We start from the raw sequence: 21,731 nt of genomic DNA on the forward strand, positions 1-21,731 counted from the left end.
CCGAGGGCCCGCGGCTCGCGGCCCGCGGGGACCGGCGGCCGCCGGAACAGCCGGAGACCGCCGGGAGCCCTCGGGGGCGCTCAGAGGTAGAAGCGGCTCACGCTCTCCGCGACGCAGACCGGCTTGTCGCCGCCCTCGCGCTCGACGGTGACGGCGGCGGTCAGCTGGACGCCCCCGGCCACCTCGCTCACCCCGGCGATCCGCCCGGTGGCCCGCAGCCGTGAGCCGACGGGCACGGGGGAGGGGAAACGGACCTTGTTGGTGCCGTAGTTGATGCCCATCCGCACCCCCTCCACCCGCATCAGCTGCGGGACGAGGACGGGCAGCAGCGAGAGGGTCAGGTAACCGTGGGCGATCGTCGTCCCGAAGGGTCCGGCGGCGGCCTTCTCCGGGTCGACGTGAATCCACTGGTGGTCACCGGTCGCCTCGGCGAAGAGGTCGATCCGCTTCTGGTCGATTTCCAGCCAGTCGCTGTGGCCCAGCTCCTCGCCGACCGCGGACTTCAGCTCGTCGAGCGACGCGAACACCCGGGGCTCCGCCATCTCCATGACCTCCCAAAGACAGATACTAAGCGGTTGCTCAGCATGCTGCCCGGTGCGGTCCCTGTCAACGGCCCGGCCGCGGCTACGGGCGAGGTCACACCGGCCGGACGCGGCGCGAGCGGGGCGGGGACGCGAGCGGGACCGGCGGACCGGGGCCGGCGGTGCGGGGTCGGCGGTGCGGGACCGGCGGACCGGTGGGCGGTCGTCCGGCCCGCCGCGTAGCCTTGGGCGGCGTGCCGCAGATTCCAGCAGGACTCCAAGAACTCACCGTGGGCCAGCTCTCCGCGCGCAGCGGCGCCGCCGTCTCCGCACTGCGCTTCTACGAGGCCAAGGGGCTGATCAGCAGCCGCCGCACGGCGGGCAACCAGCGCCGCTACAGCCGTGACGCGCTGCGCCGGGTGGCCTTCGTCCGGGCCGCCCAGCGGGTCGGCATCCCCCTCGCCACCATCCGTGACGCACTCGCCGAGCTGCCCGACGAGCGTACGCCGACCCGCGAGGACTGGGCGCGGCTCTCCGAGGCCTGGCGCTCCGAGCTGGACGAGCGCATCGCGCAGCTCGCACGGCTCCGCGACCATCTGACCGACTGCATCGGCTGCGGCTGCCTCTCCCTGGAGACCTGTGTGCTCTCCAACCCCGATGACATGCGCGGCGGTCACGGCAGCGGATCGGCGCTGCTGTCCGAGCGCGGGCGGGCGCGCGGCGGCTGAACGCTGTGGCGTGCGCCGCGCGGCGGGGCCGGGAAACCCGTGTCGTGGTTGTCTCAGGGGGTGGTGGCGGAGGCCAGGGCCGGCCGCCGTGACCGGCGGGAGGCGGCCAGGGCCTGCTCGGTCAGCACCGGCTCCGGCACGACGATGCCGCAGTCCGTGCAGACCGGGCCGGAGCTGGGGACGTGGTCCAGGCCGCCGCGCCAGGCGATACGGGGCGAGTCGCAGACCGGGCAGAGGGAGCCGGGTTCCGACTCCAGCGCCGTGATGATGCGCCGCAGCACGTCGGCCAGCGGTGCCGCCGGGTGGACCAGGGGATCGTCGCACCAGGCCACTCCGCAGCCGCCCCAGGTGCACCGGTGCCAGTCGTCCAGGGCGCTCGGCTGCCGTATGCCGAGCCGCTTCTCCTGCTTGCGGCGGACACCGAACGCCACGTCGTACGCCAGCCAGACCCGGCGGGCCTCCTCCAGCTCCGCCAGGGCCGCGACCAGCCGGTCCGGTCCGGGCCGCCGGTCCTCGGTGCCGATGCCGACCCGGCCGCACAGATGGTGCCAGGTCGCCCGGTGCCCGTACGGGGCGAATTTCTCCAGGCACCGGCGCAGCGCGGTGCGGCGCTGCTCGGGGGTCAGCCGGGGGTCACGCACCTGTTCGGCGAGACTTCTGAATCCTGCCATTCGTCTCCCACCTCCGTCGCTCGTGCTTCGGCGATGTGGAATGGACGTACCGCGACCCGAAATGGCTCCCGCTCCGGGGAGTTGACCGCAAACTGTCCGGTTGCGCGCTCTTGCGTCCCGGCCGGCGCACCGTCAGGTACCGGATAGCGGATACCTCTGACGGACCATCGGAAAATCTGACGTCAGCTCCCTTCCGTGCTCCTGTACCCAGCGGTAACGTCCGGCGCACCCCCCTTCTGGAAGGAGCAGGAATGCGCCGGTGCCGTCCGCGTTCCCTCAGCCGCAGAGTCCCGCGTCCGCGCGGGGCTCTTCTCACGACCGCGCTGCTCGCCCTCGGCGCGGGACTGCTCTCCCCGCCCCCGCCCGCCGCCGCCTCCGCGCCGGCCGCCACCACCGCCTCCGCCGTCACCTCCGCCTCCGCGGACGACTACTGCGCGGACCAGTGCTCCGACATCCTCCCGCCCGGCGCCAACGGCAACGCCACTCTCGCCGGCATCCTCGCCCACCGCACCCTCGGTACCCGGCCCAAGCACAGCTCCGACCAGCTCGGCCCGTACACCGATCTCGTCGCCGGCCACCCCTCCCTCACCGACGCCTCCCTCGCCGAGTTCTTCAACGACGCCTCCTTCGGCGTTCCCGAGGACCAGGTCGAGTCCGTAACCCGGCCCCGCGACGACGTGACGATCACCCGCGACAAGAAGACCGGCGTCCCGCACATCCAGGGCACCACCCGCGAGGGCACCGAGTTCGGCGCCGGATACGCCGCCGCCCAGGACCGGCTCTGGCTGATGGACCTCTTCCGCCACATAGGCCGCGGCGAGCTCACCCCCTTCGCGGGCGGAGCCGCCGGAAACCAGGGCCTGGAGCAGCAGTTCTGGCCGCAGGCCCCGTACACCGAGGCCGACCTCCAGGCGCAGATCGACCGGATCGCCGCCTCCGGCGAGCGCGGCGCGCAGGCCATGGCCGACTCCCGGGCCTACCTCGACGGCATCAACGCCTACATCGAGAAGTCCAAGAAGGGCCGCTACTTCCCCGGCGAGTACGTCCTCACCGGGCATGTCGACGCCATCACCAACATCGGCACCATCGAGAAGTTCGAGCTGACCGACATGGTGGCGCTCGCCTCCGTCGTCGGCGCCCTCTTCGGCGGCGGTGGCGGCGGCGAGGTGCAGTCCGCGATCGCGCTGCTCGCCGCGCAGGAGAAGTACGGCACCGAGAAGGGCACCGCCGTCTGGGAGGCGTTCCGGCAGCGCAACGACCCCGAGGCCGTCCTCACCCTGCACGACGGGGAGTCCTTCCCCTACGCCGGCAAGCCGGAGAACCCCCGCGGCGCCGCCCTGCCCGACCCGGGCTCCGTGACCGCCGAGCCGCTGGTCCACGACCGCGAGGGCACGGCCGTGAAGGACGCCGAGAACCCGGTCAAGGCGCCCGCACACCTGCGGAAGCTGCGGAACCTCCACGACGACGGGGTGCTCCCCGCCGACCTGTTCGCGAAGCCGCACGGCATGTCCAACGCCCTGATGGTCTCCGGCGCGCACACCGCGAGCGGCAACCCCGTCGCCGTCTTCGGCCCGCAGACCGGCTACTTCGCGCCCCAGCTGCTGATGCTCCAGGAACTCCAGGGCCCGGGCATCAGCGCCCGCGGCGCGTCCTTCGCCGGCGTCGGCATGTACGTCCAGCTCGGCCGCGGCCAGGACTACGCCTGGAGCGCCACCTCCGCCGGGCAGGACATCACCGACACCTACGCCGTCGAACTGTGCGAGCCGGACGGCTCCGCCCCCACCAAGGACTCCTCGCACTACCGCGACGGCGAAGCCTGCGAGCCGATGGAGAAGCTGGAGAAGCGCAACGCCTGGAAGCCCTCCCTCGCCGACTCCACGGCCAGGGGCTCCTACCGGATGCAGGTGTTCCGCACCGACTACGGCATCGTCACCCACCGCGCCACGGTGGACGGCAAGCCGGTCGCCTTCACCTCACTGCGCTCCACCTACCGCCACGAGGCCGAGTCGATCATCGGCTTCCAGATGTTCAACGACCCCGGCTACGTCACGGACGCCCAGTCCTTCCAGCGCGCGGCCGAGCACGTCAACTACACCTTCAACTGGTTCTACGCCGACTCCCGCGACACCGCCTACTTCAACAGCGGCAGCAACCCGGTGCGGGCCGGGGGCGTCGACGCCTCACTGCCGGTGAAGGCCGAAGAGGCTTACGAGTGGCGGGAGTTCGATCCCGGGCCCAACACCGCCGCGTACACCCCGGCGGCCGAGCACCCACAGTCGGTGAACCAGGACTACTACATCTCCTGGAACAACAAGCAGGCGAGGGACTACACCTCGGCCGGCTTCGGCGACGGCTCCGTCCACCGCGGCGACCTGCTCGACACCCGGGTGAAGCGGCTGACGGAGCAGGGCGGGGTCACCCGCGCCTCCCTCACCCGCGTCATGGCCGAGGCCGGGGTCACCGACCTGCGCGGCGAGGCCGTCCTGCCCGTACTGCTCAAGGTCCTGCGCGGCGGTGCCGTCAGTGACCCGGCGGCGGCCGAGGCCGTCCAGCGGCTGGAGTCCTGGGCGGCCGGCGGCGCCCAGCGCAAGGAGACGAAGGCGGGCTCGCGGACCTACGCCCACGCGGAGGCCATCCGCACCATGGACGCCTGGTGGCCGCTGCTCGTCGAGGCCCAGTTCGCCCCCGGCCTCGGCGACGCGCTCTACGAGGCCTTCCGCGCCAAGCTGCCGCTGGACGAGTCGCCGTCCGCGAGCCATGGCGCGACGGGCGGGCACGCGGGCTCGGCCTTCCTCGCCGGCTGGTGGAGCTATGTCGACAAGGACCTCCGGGCCGTCCTCGGCGAGCCGGTCGCGGGCGGTCTGGAGGAGGAGTTCTGCGGCGGCGGGGACCTCTCCGCCTGCCGCGAGGTCCTGCTGACGACGCTCACCCGGGCGGCCGCCACCCCGGCCACCGAGGTCTACCCGGGCGACGCGGACTGCGAGCCGGGCGACCAGTGGTGCTCCGACGCGATCATCCACCGGCCGGTCGGCGGGATCACGCACCCGGTCGTCCACTGGCAGAACCGCCCGACCTACCAGCAGGTGGTGGAGTTCCCCCGGCACCGCTGAGACGTCACGTCCCGAGGCGACCACCCCGGGCGGCGGCCGGCACCCACCGGCCGCCGCCCGGCGGCGTGCGCGGCCCGGGGACCCCGGGCTCGTCAACTCTCCGGCGCACGCGTGCCGTTCACCGCCGGTACAGCAGGTGCTCCGCGCGCACCCGGCGGAACGCCGCCAGGTCCGCCCGCCAGCCCGCCACCACCTCGTCGGTGTCCGCCCCTCGGTCGATCGCCGTACGGACCCAGGTGCTGCCGGTCAGCTTGTCGATCCAGTGGTCGGACCGCCAGGTGAAGCCGTCCCACACCCGCTTCGCGGTGACCAGCAGCCCGATTCCGGTGCGGACCGGGTCGAACGCCTCCCGGTCGTGCACGTGCAGCTGCACCCCGCCGACCGTGCGGCCCTGGAACTTGGAGAAGACCGGCTGGAAGTACGCCTCACGGAAGCGCACCCCGGGGAGCTCCAGCCCGTTCGCCGCCTCCGCCCAGCGGCGGTCGATCCCCTCGGCGCCCAGCAGTTCGAACGGCCGGGTGGTGCCGCGTCCCTCCGAGAGGTTGGTGCCCTCGAAGAGACAGGTGCCGGAGTAGACCAGGGCCGTCTCGGGTGTCGGCATGTTCGGGCTCGGGGGCACCCAGGGCAGCCCGGTCTCGTCGAAGAAGTCGCCGCGCCGCCAGCCCGACATCCGGACCACGTCCAGCTCCACCGCCCGCCCGGCCGCCTCCGGCACGAACTCGGCGTTGAACAGCAGCGCCAGCTCGCCGACCGTCATGCCGTGCGCCTGCGCGATCGGCTCCCGGCCCACGAAGGTGGCGAACTCCTTCTCCAGCACCGGCCCGTACGCGCCCCGCCCGGTGACGGGGTTCGGCCGGTCCAGCACCATGAACCGCTTGCCCGCGAGGACGGCGGCGACCATGCAGTCGTACATCGTCCAGATGTAGGTGTAGAAGCGGGAGCCGGCGTCCTGGATGTCGAAGACGACCGTGTCCACGCCGGAGGCGGTGAAGATGTCCGCCAGCTCCTGCCCGCTCTTGAGGTAGGTGTCGTAGACCGGCAGGCCCGTCGCCGGGTCCTCGTACCGGCCCTCGGAGCCGCCCGCCTGCGCCGTGCCGCGGAAGCCGTGCTCGGGGCCGAAGACGGCCGTCAGGTTCACCCGCTCGTCGGCGTGCATGACGTCCACCAGATGGCGCACCTCCGCCGTCACCCCGGTGGGATTGGTGACCACCCCGGCCTTCCGCCCCTCCAGCGGCGCGTAGCCCGCCGCCGCGAGCCGGTCGAAGCCGGTACGGACCCGGGGCCCGCCGTGGCGCCCGGACCGGCCGCCCGCCGCCTCGGCGCCGGCCGCGGGCGCGGCGGTGGCGGCCACCGCTCCGACGGCTCCCGTGACCGCCAGCAGGTTTCTCCGGGACAGGGACATCCAGCACCTCCGGGCTCGGCGTCGGACCGGGGCGCGGCGGCGCCGGCCCCGGCGATTGCGCTGTGCACCCGCACGCTAACCCGCCGGAGCCCCGCGCGGAACGACCCCGGCGGCCGCCGTCCGGCCGCTCCCGGCACCCTTCCCCCATGACATACCGACCGGTTAGTGTGCGGTGCGGACGCCGCCCGCGCCACCGGCACCGGCCGCGGGCCGCGGTACGGACAGGCCGCAGCCGAAACCGGAGGGGACGCCCGATGCCCGAGTCGATCTACGCCGCACGGCCCTGGCTCAAGCTGCTCAGCGAGGCCCAGCGGGCCCCCGTCGATCCGCCGGAGACCACACTCCACGCCTTCCGCGACGCCGTCCGCCGGGCCCCGGACCACCCGGCCCTCGCCTACTTCGACGCCCGGCTGGACTACCGCGGGCTCGACGAGCTCTCCGACGGCTTCGCCGCGCACCTCGCCGCACGGGACTTCCGGCGGGGCGACCGGCTGGCGCTGGTCCTGCAGAACACCCCCCATTTCGTGATCGCGCTGCTGGGGGCGTGGAAGGCGGGCGGCATCGTCGTCCCCGTCAACCCGATGTACAAGGAACGGGAGGTCGCGCACGTCCTCGCCGACGCGGGCGTGACCGCCCTGGTCTGCTCCGGCCACGCCTGGGAGGCCTTCCTGCGCCGGACCGCCTCCGACTCACCGGTGCGCCTGGCGTACACCGCCGAGGAGCGGGACCTGCAGACCCGGAACGACACCCGGGTGCTGCCCGGGCACAGCGCGTCCCGCGCCGAGGACGCCACCGACCTGCTCCGGGCCGCGCGGAGCGGCGGCCGGCCGCCGGCGGACCGGGAGCCGGGGGCCGGCGGGACCGCGCTCATCAGCTACACCTCCGGCACCAGCGGCGCCCCCAAGGGCGCCATGAACACCCACGGCAACATCGCCCACAACGCCGAGCGGATGCGCGCCGGCGCCGGACTCGGCGACGGCGTCCGGATCTTCGGGCTGGCCCCGCTCTTCCACATCACCGGCATGGTCGTCCAGCTCGCCACCTCCATCGCCGGCGCGGGCACCCTCGCCCTCGCGTACCGCTTCGAGGCCGGGGTCGTCCTCGACGCCTTCGCCGAGCACCGTCCCGCCTTCACCGTCGGCCCGTCCACCGCCTTCATGGCGCTGGCCGCGCACCCGTCCTGCACCCGCGACCACTTCAGCTCCTTCGCCATGATCGCCTCCGGCGGCGCCCCGCTGCCGCCCGCCCTGGTGGAGAAGTTCCGCGCCGACTTCGGCCCGTACATCCGGAACGGCTACGGCCTCACCGAGTGCACCGCGCCCTGCGCGAGCGTCCCGCCGCACCTGGAGGCGCCGGTCGATCCCGTCTCCGGCACGCTCGCGGTCGGCGTGCCCGGCGCCGACACCCTGGTGCGGATCCTGGACGAGGACGGCCGGGAGGTGCCCTTCGGCGAGCCGGGGGAGATCGTGGTGCGCGGTCCGCAGGTCGTGCCCGGATACTGGAACCGGCCGGAGGACACCGGGGCCGCGCTGCCCGGGGGTGAGCTGCGCACCGGCGACATCGGCTTCATGGACCCGGACGGCTGGCTGTACGTCGTCGACCGCAAGAAGGACATGATCAACGCCTCGGGGTTCAAGGTCTGGCCGCGCGAGGTGGAGGATGTCCTCTACAGTCATCCGGCGGTCCGCGAGGCGGCCGTGGTGGGCGTCCCGGACCCGTACCGGGGCGAGTCGGTGAAGGCGTACGCCAGCCTGCGGCCCGGCGCCCGCGCCGAGCCGGCCGAACTGGTCGCGTACTGCCGGGAGCGGCTCGCCGCGTACAAGTACCCGCGGGAAGTCGAGATCCTGCCGGAGCTGCCGAAGACGGCCAGTGGGAAGATCCTGCGACGGGAACTGCGCGTCCGGGACTGACCGGCGCGGGCAGCGGCAGGGCGGCGTGACAGGACGGCGCGGCACGACGGCGCGGCGCCACGGCGCCGCGGCACGACACGGAGAGCAGAGAGGCAAGGTGGCGGTGATGGCCAGAACGACGGAGGGCAGCGGAGCACCGGTTCCGCAGCGGCTGCTGGCCGCCGCCACCCGCCTTTTCGCGGACCGGGGCTACGACCGGACGTCCGTCCAGGAGATCGTGGAGGCCGCGGGGGTGACCAAGGGCGCCCTCTACCACTACTTCGGCTCCAAGGACGATCTGCTGCACGAGATCTACGGCCGGGTGCTCCGCCTCCAGCAGGAGCGGCTCGACGCCTTCGCGGAGTCCGGCGCCCCGGTCGAGGAGCGGCTGCGGGGCGCGGCGGCCGACGTCGTCGTCACCACCCTCGAACACCTCGACGACGCGACGATCTTCTTCCGCTCGATGCACCAGCTGAGCCCGGAGAAGAACAAGCAGGTGCGGGCCGAGCGGCGGCGCTACCACGAGCGCTTCCGCGCCCTGATCGAGGAGGGGCAGCGCACCGGCGTCTTCTCCACCGCGACCCCGGCCGACCTGGTGGTCGACTACCACTTCGGCTCGGTGCACCATCTGGCCACCTGGTACCGGCCGGAGGGACCGCTCACCCAGCAGGAGGTGGCCGACCACCTCGCCGACCTGCTGCTGCGCGCCCTGCGGCCGTAGCCGGCGGGACGGCCGGCGCGGCGGGAACCGGGGCGGGCCCGGACCGGATCTCCGGTCCGGGCCCGCCCCGGTCTGCCGCGCGGTGCCCGCGGCGGCCGCCCGCCGTTCAGCGGTACTGCTTGATCTCCCGGCGCGCCAGCGAGCGCTGGTGCACCTCGTCCGGCCCGTCGGCGAGCTGGATGGTCCGGGCCGCGGCCCACAGCTCCGCCAGCGGTGTGTCCTGGCTGACGCCGGCGGCGCCGTGCAGCTGCACCGCCCGGTCCAGCAGGGCCACCACGGTGCGCGGTGTGGCGATCTTGATGGCCTGGATCTCGGTGTGCGCGCCCCGGTTGCCGACCGTGTCCATGAGCCAGGCCGTCTTGAGGACCAGCAGCCGCAGCTGCTCGACGGCCACCCGGGCGTCCGCGATCCAGCCCTGGACGACGCCCTGCTCGGCCAGCGGCTTGCCGAACGCCGTACGGGACACCGCGCGCCGGCACATGAGCTCGATGCCCCGCTCGGCCATGCCGATCAGCCGCATGCAGTGGTGGATCCGGCCGGGGCCCAGCCGGGCCTGGGCGATGGCGAAACCGCCGCCCTCCTCGCCCACGAGGTTCGTCACCGGGACGCGGACCCGGTCGAAGACGATCTCGGCGTGGCCGCCGTGGTGGTCGTCCTCGTAGCCGTAGACCTTCATGGCCCGGCGGACCTCGACGCCCGGGGTGTCGCGGGGAACGAGCACCATGGACTGCTGGCGGCGCACGTCCGCGCCCTCGGGGTCGGTCTTGCCCATCACGATGAAGATCTTGCAGTCCGGGTTCATCGCCCCGGAGATGTACCACTTGCGGCCGGTGATGACGTACTCGTCGCCGTCCCGCTCGATCCGGGTCTCGATGTTGGTGGCGTCGGAGGAGGCCACCTCCGGCTCGGTCATCGCGAACGCGGAGCGGATCTCGCCGGCGAGCAGCGGCTCCAGCCACTCCTTGCGCTGCGCCTCCGTGGCGAACTCGGCGAGGAGTTCCATGTTGCCGGTGTCCGGGGCCGCGCAGTTCAGGGCGGTGGGCGCGAGCTGCGGGCTGCGGCCGGTGATCTCGGCCAGCGGGGCGTACTGGAGGTTCGTCAGCCCGGCGCCGTACTGCTCGTCGGGGAGGAAGAGGTTCCACAGCCCCTGCCGGCGGGCCTCGGCCTTGAGCTCCTCGACCACCGGCGGCGTGTCCCACTGGGAGGCCAGCTCCGCCCGCTGCTCCTCGGCGGTCCGCTCCGCCGGGTAGACGTGCTCGTCCATGAACGCGAGGAGCTTCGTGCGGAGTTCCTCGGTACGGGCGTCGAATGCGAAATCCATGAGCTCAGCCTTCCTGCAGGGTGGTGAGGCCGTTGTCGATGAAGACCGGGACGAGGGCGCCGATGCGGTCGAAGCCCGAGCCGACGGTCTGGCCGAGGGTGTAGCGGTAGTGGATGCCTTCGAGGATCACCGCGAGCTTGAAGTAGGCGAACGCGGTGTACCAGGCGATCCGTGAGACGTCGCGGCCCGAGCCGGCGGCGTAGCGCTCGATCAGCTCGGCCGGGGCGGGGTGGCCCGGGGCGCCGGCGGTGGTACTGATCGGCATGCCGGGCAGGGCGCGCTGACCGCTGTACATCACCAGCAGCCCCAGGTCGGTGAGCGGGTCGCCGAGGGTGGACATCTCCCAGTCGAGGACGGCCCGGACGGAGTCGTCGGGGCCGACGAGGACGTTGTCCAGCCGGTAGTCGCCGTGGACGACGGCGGGCGCGGGGGAGCCGGGCAGCGCCTTGCCCAGGGCGGCGTGGAGCTCGTCGATCCCGGCGAGCTCGCGGTTGCGGGAGGCGTCGAGCTGCTTGCCCCAGCGCCGCAGCTGGCGGTCGAGGAAGCCCTCCGGGCGCCCGAAGTCGCCGAGGCCCACCGCCTCCGGCTCGACGGCGTGCAGCGCGACCAGGGTGTCGACGAGCCCGAGCACCACCCCGCGGGTGCGCTCCGGCCCCAGCGGGACCAGCTCCTCGGACTTGCGGTAGGGGGTGCCCTCCACGAACTCCATGACGTAGAAGGCGGAGCCGATGACGGACTCGTCCTCGCAGAGCAGTACCGTTTTGGGCACCGGTACGGCCGTCGGGTGCAGGGCGCTGATCACCCGGTGCTCGCGGCTCATGTCGTGGGCGGTGGCGAGCACGTGGCCCAGCGGCGGCCGGCGGACGACCCAGCGGGAGGTGCCGTCGGTGACCGCGTAGGTGAGGTTCGACCGGCCGCCCTCGATCAGCCGGGCGGTCAGCGGCCCCCGCACCAGCCCGGGGCGTTCGCGGTCGAGATGGCCGCGGAGGCGGTCCAGGTCGAGGCCGGGCGGGTGGTCCTTGCTCATCACTGCTCCTTGGGGGGAAGGGACGTCCCGCTCATCATGCCGACCAGTCGGTATGACGTCCAGACCCGGGCGGCACTTGACAGCCGGGCCGGCCGCCGGAGCGGCGCCGCGTCACAGGACCAGGAGGGTCCCGCACGCCGCCATGGCGACGACGCAGCCCGCCGCCAGCGTGACCGATCGTACGGACAGGGCCCCGGGCCGCGCCCGGTCCAGCGCGCGGATCCTGCGGTGGGCGGCGGTCAGCAGTACGAGCCAGGCCGCGGCCGTCAGGGCCACCGCCACGGCGGCGACGGCCCCGGTGTCGCCGTGCAGGGCCAGCCGCACGGCCAGGATCGCGGCCACCGTGCCCGCCAGCGTCGAACGCCGCCAGGCGAAACCGGTGCGCTCGGGCTGTGCCGCCGGGTCGCGCGGGGCCGTCTCCGTCATCAGCCCGCCCAGCCGACGGCCACGGTGGTGACCATCACCGCGGAGACCAGGATCACCCCGGCCGCGAGGAAGGCGGGGAAGCGGGTGGAGGGCAGGTCCTCGCCGCGCCGCATCGCCAGTTCCACCCGCACCCAGTGGTTCACCGCCCGCGCGGCCACCAGCGCCCCGCCCACCAGCAGCACGACGGCGACGGTGGCCCGCACCGAACGGTGCAGGTCCGGCAGGAACTGGGCGACCGCGAAGCCGCCGCCCACCAGGGCCAGGGCGGTGCGCAGCCAGGCGAGGAAGGTCCGCTCGTTGGCGAGGGAGAAGCGGTAGTCCGGGGTCTCGCCCTGGGAGCGGATCCGGGCGGGGGAGAACCACAGCCGCACTCCGGCGGCCGCCGCACGCACTTTTCCGAACGGAGTTCCGGCCATGACCCCATCCAATCATCAGGGACCGGGGAAATCCTTCGAGGGGTGAAGGCGGAGCGCGGCCGTCCCCGGGGACGGAATCCGCTCTCCCCCCGGAACGGGCCCCCGGCCTGCGGTCATACACTGCGGGGGGCGGTCGCCGGACGGGCCCGATTATCAACAAGATGTAAACAACCATCCGGTGAGGAAACGGCCCTCCGGGGACGCCTTGACGCGGAGTGGTGACTAACGGTTTGCTGTCTGTGATCATCGGCCGGTGTAGCGGAGATCACGCCGCCGGCGGGTCCGCCAGATGCACGGACAAGTGCCCCATACCGGGCGGGAAGTGGCGTGTTGCCGTGGAGGAAGAAGCTCACGGATGACCCCTCCACCGCCGCCACCGCCCCCGCTGGGCAGATCCCGTAACAAGGACGGCTTCGCCTTCGACCCGGCCCTCGACGACACGGAGCTCGCCGGGGTCCGCGACGCGCTCGTGCAGGGCCGCTGGGGCGAGAGCCGCGCCCTGCTGGCCAGGACCGGCCGGGACTGGGACCGCCGCGGCCACCGGCTGGTCGTCCTCGGCATGGAGCCCAACAGCGCCGCCTGGGCCGAGGAGTGGCGGCTGGCCGAGCCCGACAGCGTGGACGCCGCCGCCCTGTACGCCTGCGCCAAGGTCTTCCGCGCGCTGCGCGGCAAGGAGGACCCGGCCGCCGCCCGCGAGGTCTGCCGGGCCGCCGCCCGGATGTACCCCGCCGACCCGTCCCCCTGGCTGGCCCTGCTGATCCTCGCCCGGCACACCGGCACCGACGAGGAGCGGCTGCAGATCTTCGACCAGGTGCGCGGCCGCCACCGCGAACACCACCACGCGCACCACCTCATGACGGCCTGCCTGGCCGAACACCAGCAGGGCGACCGGGACGACCCCTTCCACGAGGTCTACGACTTCGCCGCCTGGGCCGCCGAACAGGCCCCCGCCGACTCGCCGCTCTGCGCCCTGCCCGTCATCGCGCACACCGAGCGCTACCGGGTCCTCGCCCACGCCGGCATCGAACCGCGCGACCCCACCCGCTCCGGGCACTGGAAGAGCCGCCGGGCCCGCCAGGTGATGAAGGCGGCCTTCGACTGGTGGCTGGAGTGGGGCTACGAGGAGCACCCCCGCCGCCTGGTGGACCTCAACTTCCTGGCGCACGCCAAGTACCACGAGGGCCGGCCCTGGGAGGCCGCCGCCCTCTTCCACCGCATCGGACGCCATGTCACCAAGGAGCCCTGGTCCTACCCCGACCGGGACCCCCGGAAGACCTACCGGGCGGCCCATGCCGCCGCCACCGGCGGGACGGACATCCGGTGACCGGCCCGCCGCGCGTCCGGCACCACCTCTTACCGGCCGACAGACCTCAACCAGCGGGAAGGTGACCATGCTGACGGACAACAACTCCGCCATCAGCACGTACAAGGGCCAGGAACGGGCGCTCCGCGCGGACCGCATCGGCCTGGGCGGCCTGCTGCTCTCCGTCCTCGCGGCCAGCGCGCCCCTCCTCGTGGTCGCGGGTGTCATGCCCACCACATACGCGGTGATGGGCATCGTCGGACAGCCGCTGATCTTCGTCCTCCTCGGCGTGGTCCTGCTGCTCTTCAGCGTCGGCTACGCCGAGATGAGCCGCCATGTGCACAACGCCGGCGCCTTCTACGCCTACATCGCCCGCGGCCTCGGCGGCACGGCCGGGGCCGGCGCCTCCGTCGTGGCCCTCGTCGCCTACAGCGCCATGCAGGTCGGCATCTACGGCATCTTCGGCTTCGAGGTCAGCGGACTCGCCGACACCTACCTCGGCCTCACCGTCGCCTGGTGGATCCCCGCCCTCGCCGCCGCGCTCATCGTCGGCGTGCTCGGCTGGCTCAAGATCGACCTCAGCGCCAAGGTGCTCGGCGTGCTGCTCGTCATCGAGGTCTGCATGGTCGTCATCTTCGACGCCGCGGCCATCGGCGACCCCGGCCCCCAGGGCCTCTCCCTGACGGCCTTCGACCCCGGCACCCTCGCCGGGGCCGGCCTCGGCACCGCGCTCTGCTTCGCCTTCGCGTCCTTCGTCGGCTTCGAACAGGCCCCCGTCTACGCCGAGGAGACCCGGCGCCCGCAGGTCGTCGTCGCCCGCGCCATGTTCCTCGCCGTCGGCTTCGCCGCGCTCTTCCTGGCCCTCAGCTCCTGGGCCCTCAACATCGCCTCCGGCCCCGCCCGGATCGTCCAGGACGCCCAGGAACAGAGCGCCGGGCTGCTCTTCCACCTGACCGAGAGCCGGCTCGGCTCCACCTTCACCGACGTCATGCACGTCTTCTTCGTCACCGGCATGTTCGCGGCCATGCTCAGCTTCCACAACGTCGTCGCCCGCTACGCCTTCGCCATGGGCCGCGAGGGCCTGCTGCCCGCCGCCCTCGGCCGCACCACCCGCACCAGCGGGGCGCCCGGCACCGGATCGCTGCTGCAGAGCGCCGTCTCCTTCGCCGTGATCGCCGTCTTCGCGCTCACCGACGACAAGCCGCACGGCGACCCCACCGCCCCGGTGCTCAACCTCTTCACCTGGATGGGCAACGTCGGCGCGCTCGGCGTCATCGTCCTGATGGCCACCGCCTCCGCGGCCGTCATCGCCTTCTTCGTCCGCCGCGGCGCGGCCCGCGCCCAGGCCTGGCGGCTTCTCTGCTCCGGCATCGCCTGCGCCGCGATGCTCACGATCATCGTCTACACGGTGAAGGACTTCGACGTGCTGCTGGGCGCCGAGCCCGGCTCGGTGCTGCGCTGGGTCCTGCCCGGCATCATCGGGCTCGCCGTGGCCGGCGGCCTCGTCTACGGACTGGTGCTGCGCTCCGTACGGCCCGAGGTGCACCGCCGGATCGGGCTGGGGAACCAGGCGTTCCAGCTGGAACGGACCGCGGCCGCGCAGGCGGACTCCGCGGACCCCGCGCCCCCGGCCGGCACCGCGGCACCGCGCGGCTGACCCCCCACGACGGCACGGGACGGTACGGCCCGGGTCCCCGGACCCGGGCCGTACCGTCCGATCATCACTCTTTCGAGTGTTGAACACCGGGCCACCCCTAGGCAGTTGAGGATTCCGAACGGTAACTTGCGCTCGCCGACGGCCCCGCCGCGGCGGGTACGGGTTCGAGAGAGGTGACGCGGTGCGCGAACTCAGCCTTCCGCCCCTGGTGCAGAAGCTCCGTACGGGAGGTCTCGCGGATTCCGTGTACGAGATCGCCGAAAGGGCCCCGGACCGGGTGCAGTTCTCCCGGCGCGAGGACGGCCCCGGCGGCATCCGCTGGCTCCCCGTCACGGCCCTCGGCTTCCGCAGCGAGGTGACGGCCCTGGCCAAGGGGCTGATCGCGGACGGCGTCCGGCCCGGCGACCGCATCGCCGTGATGTCCCGCACCCGCTACGAATGGACCCTCTTCTCCTACGCCCTCTGGTCCATCGGCGCCCAGCTCGTCCCCGTCTACCCGACCTCCTCCGCCGAGCAGGTGCACTGGATCCTCTCCGACACCCGCGCCTCCGCCGTCGTCGTCGAACACGCCGACGAGGCGATGACCGTCGGCGCCATCTGCGACGACCTCCCCCGGCTGCGCCGCATCTGGCAGCTCGACGAGGGCTGCGTCCAGGAACTGTCCGCCCTGGGCCGAGGCATCCCCGACGCCCTGGTGCACCGGATGCGCGCCGGGGTCAGCCCCGGCTCGGCGGCCACCATCACCTACACCTCCGGAACCACCGGCCGCCCCCGGGGCTGCGTGATCACCCACGCCAACCTGGCCTTCGAGTGCGACACCCTCATCGAGGGCTGGCGCGAACTCCTCGCCGAACCGGGCGAACAGCCCGCCGTCCTCGCGTTCCTCCCGCTCTCCCACGTCTACGGGCTGATGGTGCAGGTGGCCTGCCAGCGCCACGGCGTCCGCCTCGGCCACCAGCCGGACCCGTGCTCCGAGGAGCTCCTCCCCGCCCTCGCCTCCTTCCGGCCCACCTTCCTCTTCGCCGTGCCGTACGTCTTCGAACGGATCTACCGCACCGCCCGCCGGCAGGCCGAACAGGCCCAGAAACTGGAGGCGTTCGACCACGCCGTGGACATCGCCATGCGCTACGCCGAGGCCGCCGAACGGCGCTCCCTGCTCCGCGGCGCCGGACCGGGGCCCGCGCTGCGCGTTCAGCACGCCCTGCACGACCGCACCGTCTACGCCCGGCTGCGCGCGGTGCTCGGGGGCCGGGTGCGGCACGCCGTCTCCGGCGGATCACCGCTCTCCCGGGAGCTCGGCCTGGTCTTCGCGGGGGCCGGCGTCACCATCTACGACGGCTACGGCCTCACCGAGACGGCGGCCGCCGTCACCGGCCACCCGATCGGCCGCCCCAAGTTCGGCACCGTCGGCCGCCCGCTGCCCGGATGCGCCGTGCACATCGCGGAGGACGGCGAGATCTGGGTGCGCGGGGACAACGTCTTCGCCGGGTACCTCGACGACCGGGAGGGCACCGAGGAGGTGCTGCACGAGGGCTGGCTGGCCACCGGCGACATCGGCCACCTCGACGAGGACGGCTATCTCCACCTCACCGGGCGCAAGAAGGACATCATCGTCACCAGCGGCGGCAAGAGCGTCTCCCCGCTCATCCTGGAGGAACGGCTCCGCGCGCACCCGCTGATCTCGCGCTGCCTGGTGGTCGGCGACAACCGGCCGTTCATCGCGGCCCTGATCACCCTGGACCCGGAGGCCGTGGGCCACTGGCAGCGGCTCCGCTTCCAGCAGCCCATGGACCTGCGGGTGGTGGTGCGCCACGCCGAGCTGCAGGAGGAGATCCAGCGCGCGGTGTCCCGCGCCAACACCGCCGTCTCCCGCAGCGAGTCCATCCGCGCCTTCCGCGTTCTGCCGCACGACTTCAGCGTCCGCGGCGGCCTGCTGACCCCCTCCCTGAAGCTCCGCCGGGGCGCCATCGTCAAGGCGTACGCGGCCGAGATCGCCGAGCTGTACTCCCGGTGAGCGAGGGCCCGGGCCCTTGCGGGCCGGCGGGCCCGGCCGCCGGCGGAGGGGGACGGCGGCCGGGCGGTCCGTCAGCGGATGTGCACCCAGTGGGCCTTCGAGGGCACACCCGCGGAGTCCGTCACGAAGAGCATGTACCAGCCGCGCGGCACCAGCGTCGGGTCCTCCGGCACCGTCAGCGCCAGCCGCCCGCCGCGCCGCCGCTCCAGGCCCAGCTCGACGGAGCGCTGCTCGACATCCGTGGTGTGGGTGACGGCGCTCGGCCGCATCAGCCGGGCCCGGGCCGCGCGCCGGGCGGACTCGACGGTGAAGACGGCCGTGTCGCCGCGCTCGGCCTCGTCCGGCCCGCCGGTGATCCGCGGCCGCTCGCCCCGGTGGAGATACGGCGGGGAGAAGATCTCGACGCGCTGTTCGAAGGTGCCCGGCTGGTTGTTCTCCGGGTCGGCGTAGAGCGGGTCGGAGCCGAAGGTGGCCACCCGCCCGTCGGGCAGCAGCAGCGCCTCGGAGTGGTAGTTGCGGCCCACCACCGGGGACGCGGCGGGCCGGAACGCGTTCTTCTCCGGGAGGTAGAACTGCGCCTTGTGGATGTCGCTCTCGCCCTTGCCGCGGTAGTCCTCCGAACCGCCGGTGGTGAAGACGGTGTCGTCCGGCAGCAGCACGCTGGAGAGATAGCGGGTGCCCTGCGGCAGGTCGGGCCCCGGGGTGAAGCGGGGGTCCTTCCGCGCCAGGTCCGCGACGGCGGTGCGCGCGGTGGACTTCGGCGACTCGCCGACGCCCCCGCCACCGAGCACCATCACCTTCTGCTCCTGGGCGGGCGGCAGCAGCACCGAGGCCGAGGTCTCCAGCTGGTCCTGGTCGGCGAGGCCGGGCACCGGGCGGAAGGTGTTCTTCTCCACGTTCCACAGCCCGGGCGCGCGGCCCTTGTCGGCGGGGCCGTAGCCGGCGTTGGAGCCCGAGTAGAACAGGTCTCCGCCGCGGGTCAGGAAGAGCGCCGGATAGGTGGGGAAGTAACGTTCCGGCGCGGGCGACCAGGTCCGCGTCTCCGGATCGAAGACCTCGTTCTTGCCGGGGACGACCTGGCCGATCTCGTCCAGACCGGAGACGGCGAGGACCCGGCCGTCCTTGAGGGTGGTCAGGGTGGGGTACCAGCGGGCCTCCGCCATCGGGTCGACCGGCAGATACCGCTCGGCCAGGGGGTCGAACTCGTAGGCGACGTCCAGGCCGTGGTAGTCCTGCTTGTCCAGGGTGAGGGACTGCGCGAGACCGTAGACGTTCCGCCGGTCCGCGCCCTTCAGCCCGTCGACGGAGTACTGCGCGGGGCGCCGGGTGACCTGGCTCCGGCCCTTCCGCACGGCCTCGACGAAGACCCGCTCCTCGCTCGCCGTGACGGTGACCTTGCCGCCCTTGCGCTTCTTCTTCTCGGCGGCGGGGAGTTCGAACGCCCGGGTGGTGCGGTACTGCTTGCCGTCCGGGGAACGGAAGACGGTGCCGCGGGGGAAGTGGTGCGGCCGGTCCGGGTCCTCGTTCTTGACGAGCATTCCGCCGCCCGCGCGTTCGACCTTGCCCTCCAGGACCTCGTAGCGGGCGGTGCCGCCGGCCACCAGCAGCTTCCCGCTGGGGAGCTGGGCGTGGCCCGAGCAGAACAGGTCCTCGGGGGTGGGAATCAGCCGGAAGGTGTTCTTCTCCGGGTCCCACAGCAGCGTCTTGAAGGTGCCCGCCTTGAACATCTTCTCGTTGTTGCCGGACCCGGCGATCAGCAGCACCTTGCCGGTGTGCAGCAGCGCCGCGTGGATGGCGTTGACCCGGTACTTCTCCGGGACGCCGAGCAGGTCCCAGTGGCCGTACCGCGCCTTGTACTCCGGCTGTTCGATCTTGTAGGCGTGGTAGGTGCGCTCGGCGTAGCTGATGGCGGCGGGGGCGTTGAGCCCGGCCAGGGTGAGGAACGCGGCCGCGCCGAGGGCCGTGGTGCGGAAACGGGGGCTGATCAGATGGCGCACAGCGGGTCCTTCTCTGCGGGGGTGTCACGCTTCGGGGACGCGGCCGTCGGCGCGGCCGCGGGGGAGGCCGTCGACGCGGCGGGGACGACGGCGGGGACGGCGGGGGAGCGGGCCGGGTCGCGGCGGGCGGAGTCCGCCCCCACCGGTCTGGCGGAGGAGTCCGCCCGGGCCGCGGGGACGGCGGGGACCGCGGCGACCGTGCTCCGCCTGCGCCGCCCGCCGGCCGCCCAGACGAGCACGGGGGCGAGGCACAGGGCCAGGGCGAGCAGGGCCCAGGCCGTTATGGCGGCGTGCAGATGGCCCAGGAAGAGGGCGGCCACCACCGAGCCGCCGAAGACCGCGGCCCAGAAGAGATGGATCCGGAAGGTGGCGAGCCGGTCGGGGCTGGCCGAGTCGCCCTTGGGCGTCACCACGAAGGAACTCTTGCGGCGCAGCACGGCGTCGACCAGCGACTTGGCGTAGATGGGCGCGGAGAGGGCGGACATCGCCATGCCGGCGAGTCCGCCGGACCCCTCCGGTTCGTGCGGGGAGACGTTGTGCCGCCGGTTCCAGATGTAGAGCCCGATCTGCAGGGCCGCCGCGTCGCTGTACAGCATCAGCCAGATCTCCGCGGGGACGTGCAGCCCGGACGCGCCGACGACGAGGAAGAGCAGGCAGCTCAGAGCGGCGAGAAGCCAGTTGAGCGCCGTCATCGGGTAGTAGACGACCATCAGCGTGTAATTGAGCAGCCGGCCCGGCGGAAGGGAGAACGGGGCCTTCCAGAACTGCTTGAGGATGGTCTCGTAGGTGCCCCGCGACCAGCGGAGCTGCTGGGTGAAGAAATCCGTCCAGGCGGCCGGTCCCTCACCGACGGCGAGTACGTCGGGGGTGTAGACGGAGCGCCATTTCCGCCCGGTCTCCGGATTCCTGGCCCGGTGGATCTCGAAACCGGTCGCCATGTCCTCGGTGATGGAGTCGTAGAGGCCGCCGATTCCCTGGATGGCCTTGATGCGGACGGCGTTGGAGGTGCCGACGAACATGGGGGAGCCATAGGCGTTCCCGGCCCGCTGGATGAGCGCGTGGAAGAGGAATTGCTGGCTTTCCGCGGCCTTGGTGACGGCGGTGTCGTAATTCCCGTACACCTGGGGGCCGATGACGAAGGCGACGTCCGGATCGCGGAAGAAGCCGAGCATGCGCTCCAGGTAGTTGGGGAGTGGTACGTGGTCGGTGTCGACGGAGGCGAAGAAGTCGTAGTCCCCGCCGTGGGCGTCCAGCCAGGCGTTGTAGTTGCCGTGCTTGGTCCGGGCGCGGTGCGGGCCGGTGGACCGGTTCCACTTCTCCACGCCCTTGCGGGTGAAGTGGCGGACGCCGAGGCGGGCGCAGACGGCCTTGGCCGCCGGGTCGTCGCCCTCGTCGAGGAGCCAGACGTGCACGGTGCCGCGGTGCCGGATGCGGACGGCGGCCTCCAGGGTCCTGGTGACCATCTCGATCGGTTCCTTGCCGGGCACGAACGAGGTCAGGAAGGCGACCCGGGTACCGGGCTCGGGGGTGACCGGCACGGGGTCGCGGGCGACGAGCGTCGCGTGGGCGTTCGAGAAGACCGTGCACAGCCGGAAGAACTCGATGAGGCCGATCGAGACGAGCATCGTGGTGTCCGCGGCGGATTCCCAGCCGGAGACGTACGGGCGGTGTACCCAGTGCGCCGGCTGGAGCAGCCAGAACAGCAGCAGCGCGGAGAACAGGGGGGCGGCGCAGAGCAGCAGGGTGGCGCGGATCCGGTGCGGTTCCTGCGCCAGCAGGCTGCGGTACGCCACCCGGTACGGCTTTTCTTCCTCTTCCGGGTCGTGGAGCGGTCCCGCGAGTCTGCTGTACCGCTCGTAATCGTAGGCCGGAGGGGAATCGGCGGCAGGCTGCTCCCCGGCCTTCTGGGTTACGGAATTCGGTGACGCCATCGGGGCACTCCCGTGGGACTGACTGGAAGGAAATCGAGGGGCGATGACCCGGACGGCCTAGAATTTTCATGTCATCGACCGAGATGAGAAGGTAACAATCACCTGCCGGATTCCTGCGGAAATGTGATGTTCGGCGCGCCATGATAATGACCCTGGAGAACGCCGGGGTGGACCCGGGCGGCTGCGGCCGCGCTCTCGTGAATCCCCGGAATCCCACGGCGGACAGGGTGCGGCGCGGGGCGTGGGGCCCGCACGGATGGCCGCGGGAGACGGCCCCGCTGCGCGTGCCGGACCCGGGGAAACGGGGGGTCGGGCGCAAGTCCGTGGCATCCGGGAGAGCGAAAGCCATACGGGTGGCAGTCGCCGGTGCCGGCCCACGGCCCCGCACGGGGCGGGGCCTGCCGTGTGTGGTCCTCCGCTGCCCGCCGCCGGGAGGGAGGGACCGATCGGACCGTCAGAAGGCTGGGAGAGGCCGGACCGTCAGAAAACCGGGAGCGCCCGCCCGAAGGGGGCGCGGTGCGGGGTGTAGGGCGCGGGGTGCGTCCGCAGGCCTGCGCGTGCGGGTGGCAAGAAAGCGGCCGCGGAACTCCGCGGCGA

The 21,731-nt window shown here is 72.8% G+C and carries 16 protein-coding genes; 7 read left to right on the forward strand and 9 right to left on the reverse strand.

All coding sequences use genetic code 11. The annotated features are described in order from the left end of the window. Positions 1-80: 80 nt before the first annotated feature. A complete protein-coding gene (locus LIX60_RS26655; RefSeq protein WP_039821249.1) occupies positions 81-542 on the reverse strand; it encodes a MaoC family dehydratase in 462 nt (153 codons plus the stop codon). A gap of 233 nt (positions 543-775) precedes the next feature. Here LIX60_RS26655 and soxR point away from each other — a divergent pair, with 233 nt between their 5' ends. Beyond that, positions 776-1,249, forward strand: coding sequence for a redox-sensitive transcriptional activator SoxR (soxR, locus tag LIX60_RS26660; protein WP_227961326.1), 474 nt, complete (start codon positions 776-778; stop codon positions 1,247-1,249). A gap of 53 nt (positions 1,250-1,302) precedes the next feature. On the opposite strand, the gene LIX60_RS26665 is transcribed toward soxR, so the two are convergent. Continuing rightward, positions 1,303-1,920 (reverse strand): hypothetical protein, encoded by a 618-nt coding sequence (locus tag LIX60_RS26665; protein WP_227961328.1) that lies wholly within the window; start codon positions 1,918-1,920, stop codon positions 1,303-1,305. A 251-nt stretch (positions 1,921-2,171) separates the two neighbouring features. Between LIX60_RS26665 and LIX60_RS26670 the strand changes: the two genes are divergently transcribed. Then, positions 2,172-5,030, forward strand: a complete 2,859-nt coding sequence (locus tag LIX60_RS26670; RefSeq protein WP_227961330.1) for a penicillin acylase family protein — start codon at positions 2,172-2,174, stop codon at positions 5,028-5,030. Positions 5,031-5,148: 118 nt separating this feature from the next. On the opposite strand, the gene LIX60_RS26675 is transcribed toward LIX60_RS26670, so the two are convergent. Continuing rightward, complete coding sequence (locus LIX60_RS26675; protein WP_227961332.1) at positions 5,149-6,432, reverse strand: exo-beta-N-acetylmuramidase NamZ domain-containing protein; 1,284 nt, start codon at positions 6,430-6,432, stop codon at positions 5,149-5,151. Between the two features lie 254 nt (positions 6,433-6,686). Here LIX60_RS26675 and LIX60_RS26680 point away from each other — a divergent pair, with 254 nt between their 5' ends. Continuing rightward, complete coding sequence (locus LIX60_RS26680; protein WP_227961334.1) at positions 6,687-8,342, forward strand: AMP-binding protein; 1,656 nt, start codon at positions 6,687-6,689, stop codon at positions 8,340-8,342. A 106-nt stretch (positions 8,343-8,448) separates the two neighbouring features. Beyond that, on the forward strand, positions 8,449-9,042 hold the full coding sequence (locus LIX60_RS26685; RefSeq protein WP_039821245.1) for a TetR/AcrR family transcriptional regulator: 594 nt from the start codon (positions 8,449-8,451) through the stop codon (positions 9,040-9,042). A 106-nt stretch (positions 9,043-9,148) separates the two neighbouring features. Here LIX60_RS26685 and LIX60_RS26690 read toward each other — a convergent pair whose 3' ends face one another. From LIX60_RS26690 to LIX60_RS26705, 4 genes are all read right to left on the reverse strand, one after another. Further along, entirely contained in the window at positions 9,149-10,363 is a 1,215-nt protein-coding gene (locus LIX60_RS26690) for an acyl-CoA dehydrogenase family protein (RefSeq protein WP_227961335.1), read from the reverse strand. Positions 10,364-10,367: 4 nt separating this feature from the next. Continuing rightward, positions 10,368-11,390, reverse strand: a complete 1,023-nt coding sequence (locus tag LIX60_RS26695) for a phosphotransferase family protein (RefSeq protein WP_227961337.1) — start codon at positions 11,388-11,390, stop codon at positions 10,368-10,370. Positions 11,391-11,501: 111 nt separating this feature from the next. Then, on the reverse strand, positions 11,502-11,816 hold the full coding sequence (locus LIX60_RS26700; RefSeq protein WP_227961341.1) for a DUF202 domain-containing protein: 315 nt from the start codon (positions 11,814-11,816) through the stop codon (positions 11,502-11,504). Further along, a complete protein-coding gene (locus LIX60_RS26705) occupies positions 11,816-12,232 on the reverse strand; it encodes a YidH family protein (RefSeq protein ID WP_227961345.1) in 417 nt (138 codons plus the stop codon). Before LIX60_RS26705 ends, LIX60_RS26700 begins: the two co-directional genes overlap by 1 nt. Before the next feature lie 355 nt (positions 12,233-12,587). Here LIX60_RS26705 and LIX60_RS26710 point away from each other — a divergent pair, with 355 nt between their 5' ends. From LIX60_RS26710 to LIX60_RS26720, 3 genes are all read left to right on the forward strand, one after another. After that, positions 12,588-13,556, forward strand: coding sequence for a hypothetical protein (locus LIX60_RS26710; protein WP_227961347.1), 969 nt, complete (start codon positions 12,588-12,590; stop codon positions 13,554-13,556). A 67-nt stretch (positions 13,557-13,623) separates the two neighbouring features. After that, on the forward strand, positions 13,624-15,192 hold the full coding sequence (locus LIX60_RS26715; protein ID WP_227961349.1) for an APC family permease: 1,569 nt from the start codon (positions 13,624-13,626) through the stop codon (positions 15,190-15,192). Positions 15,193-15,373: 181 nt separating this feature from the next. Further along, positions 15,374-17,206 carry a long-chain fatty acid--CoA ligase gene (locus tag LIX60_RS26720; protein WP_227961352.1) on the forward strand — a complete coding sequence of 611 codons (1,833 nt, stop codon included), beginning with the start codon at positions 15,374-15,376 and terminating at the stop codon, positions 17,204-17,206. Between the two features lie 71 nt (positions 17,207-17,277). Here LIX60_RS26720 and LIX60_RS26725 read toward each other — a convergent pair whose 3' ends face one another. Beyond that, complete coding sequence (locus LIX60_RS26725; protein WP_227961354.1) at positions 17,278-19,203, reverse strand: kelch motif-containing protein; 1,926 nt, start codon at positions 19,201-19,203, stop codon at positions 17,278-17,280. Further along, positions 19,191-21,134 carry a glycosyltransferase family 2 protein gene (locus tag LIX60_RS26730; RefSeq protein ID WP_227961356.1) on the reverse strand — a complete coding sequence of 648 codons (1,944 nt, stop codon included), beginning with the start codon at positions 21,132-21,134 and terminating at the stop codon, positions 19,191-19,193. Before LIX60_RS26730 ends, LIX60_RS26725 begins: the two co-directional genes overlap by 13 nt. Between the last annotated feature and the right edge of the window lie 597 nt (positions 21,135-21,731).

The organism is Streptomyces sp. S07_1.15 (genome assembly GCF_020739505.1).
Lineage (GTDB): Bacteria > Actinomycetota > Actinomycetes > Streptomycetales > Streptomycetaceae > Streptomyces > Streptomyces xinghaiensis.

Coding starts and splice junctions, on each gene's coding strand:
- LIX60_RS26655 (WP_039821249.1), bottom strand. CDS start 542: ATGGCGGAGCCCCGGGTGTTCGCGTCGCTCGACGAGCTGAAGTCCGCG.
- LIX60_RS26665 (WP_227961328.1), bottom strand. CDS start 1,920: ATGGCAGGATTCAGAAGTCTCGCCGAACAGGTGCGTGACCCCCGGCTG.
- LIX60_RS26670 (WP_227961330.1), top strand. CDS start 2,172: ATGCGCCGGTGCCGTCCGCGTTCCCTCAGCCGCAGAGTCCCGCGTCCG.
- LIX60_RS26675 (WP_227961332.1), bottom strand. CDS start 6,432: ATGTCCCTGTCCCGGAGAAACCTGCTGGCGGTCACGGGAGCCGTCGGA.
- LIX60_RS26680 (WP_227961334.1), top strand. CDS start 6,687: ATGCCCGAGTCGATCTACGCCGCACGGCCCTGGCTCAAGCTGCTCAGC.
- LIX60_RS26685 (WP_039821245.1), top strand. CDS start 8,449: ATGGCCAGAACGACGGAGGGCAGCGGAGCACCGGTTCCGCAGCGGCTG.
- LIX60_RS26690 (WP_227961335.1), bottom strand. CDS start 10,363: ATGGATTTCGCATTCGACGCCCGTACCGAGGAACTCCGCACGAAGCTC.
- LIX60_RS26695 (WP_227961337.1), bottom strand. CDS start 11,390: ATGAGCAAGGACCACCCGCCCGGCCTCGACCTGGACCGCCTCCGCGGC.
- LIX60_RS26700 (WP_227961341.1), bottom strand. CDS start 11,816: ATGACGGAGACGGCCCCGCGCGACCCGGCGGCACAGCCCGAGCGCACC.
- LIX60_RS26705 (WP_227961345.1), bottom strand. CDS start 12,232: ATGGCCGGAACTCCGTTCGGAAAAGTGCGTGCGGCGGCCGCCGGAGTG.
- LIX60_RS26710 (WP_227961347.1), top strand. CDS start 12,588: ATGACCCCTCCACCGCCGCCACCGCCCCCGCTGGGCAGATCCCGTAAC.
- LIX60_RS26715 (WP_227961349.1), top strand. CDS start 13,624: ATGCTGACGGACAACAACTCCGCCATCAGCACGTACAAGGGCCAGGAA.
- LIX60_RS26730 (WP_227961356.1), bottom strand. CDS start 21,134: ATGGCGTCACCGAATTCCGTAACCCAGAAGGCCGGGGAGCAGCCTGCC.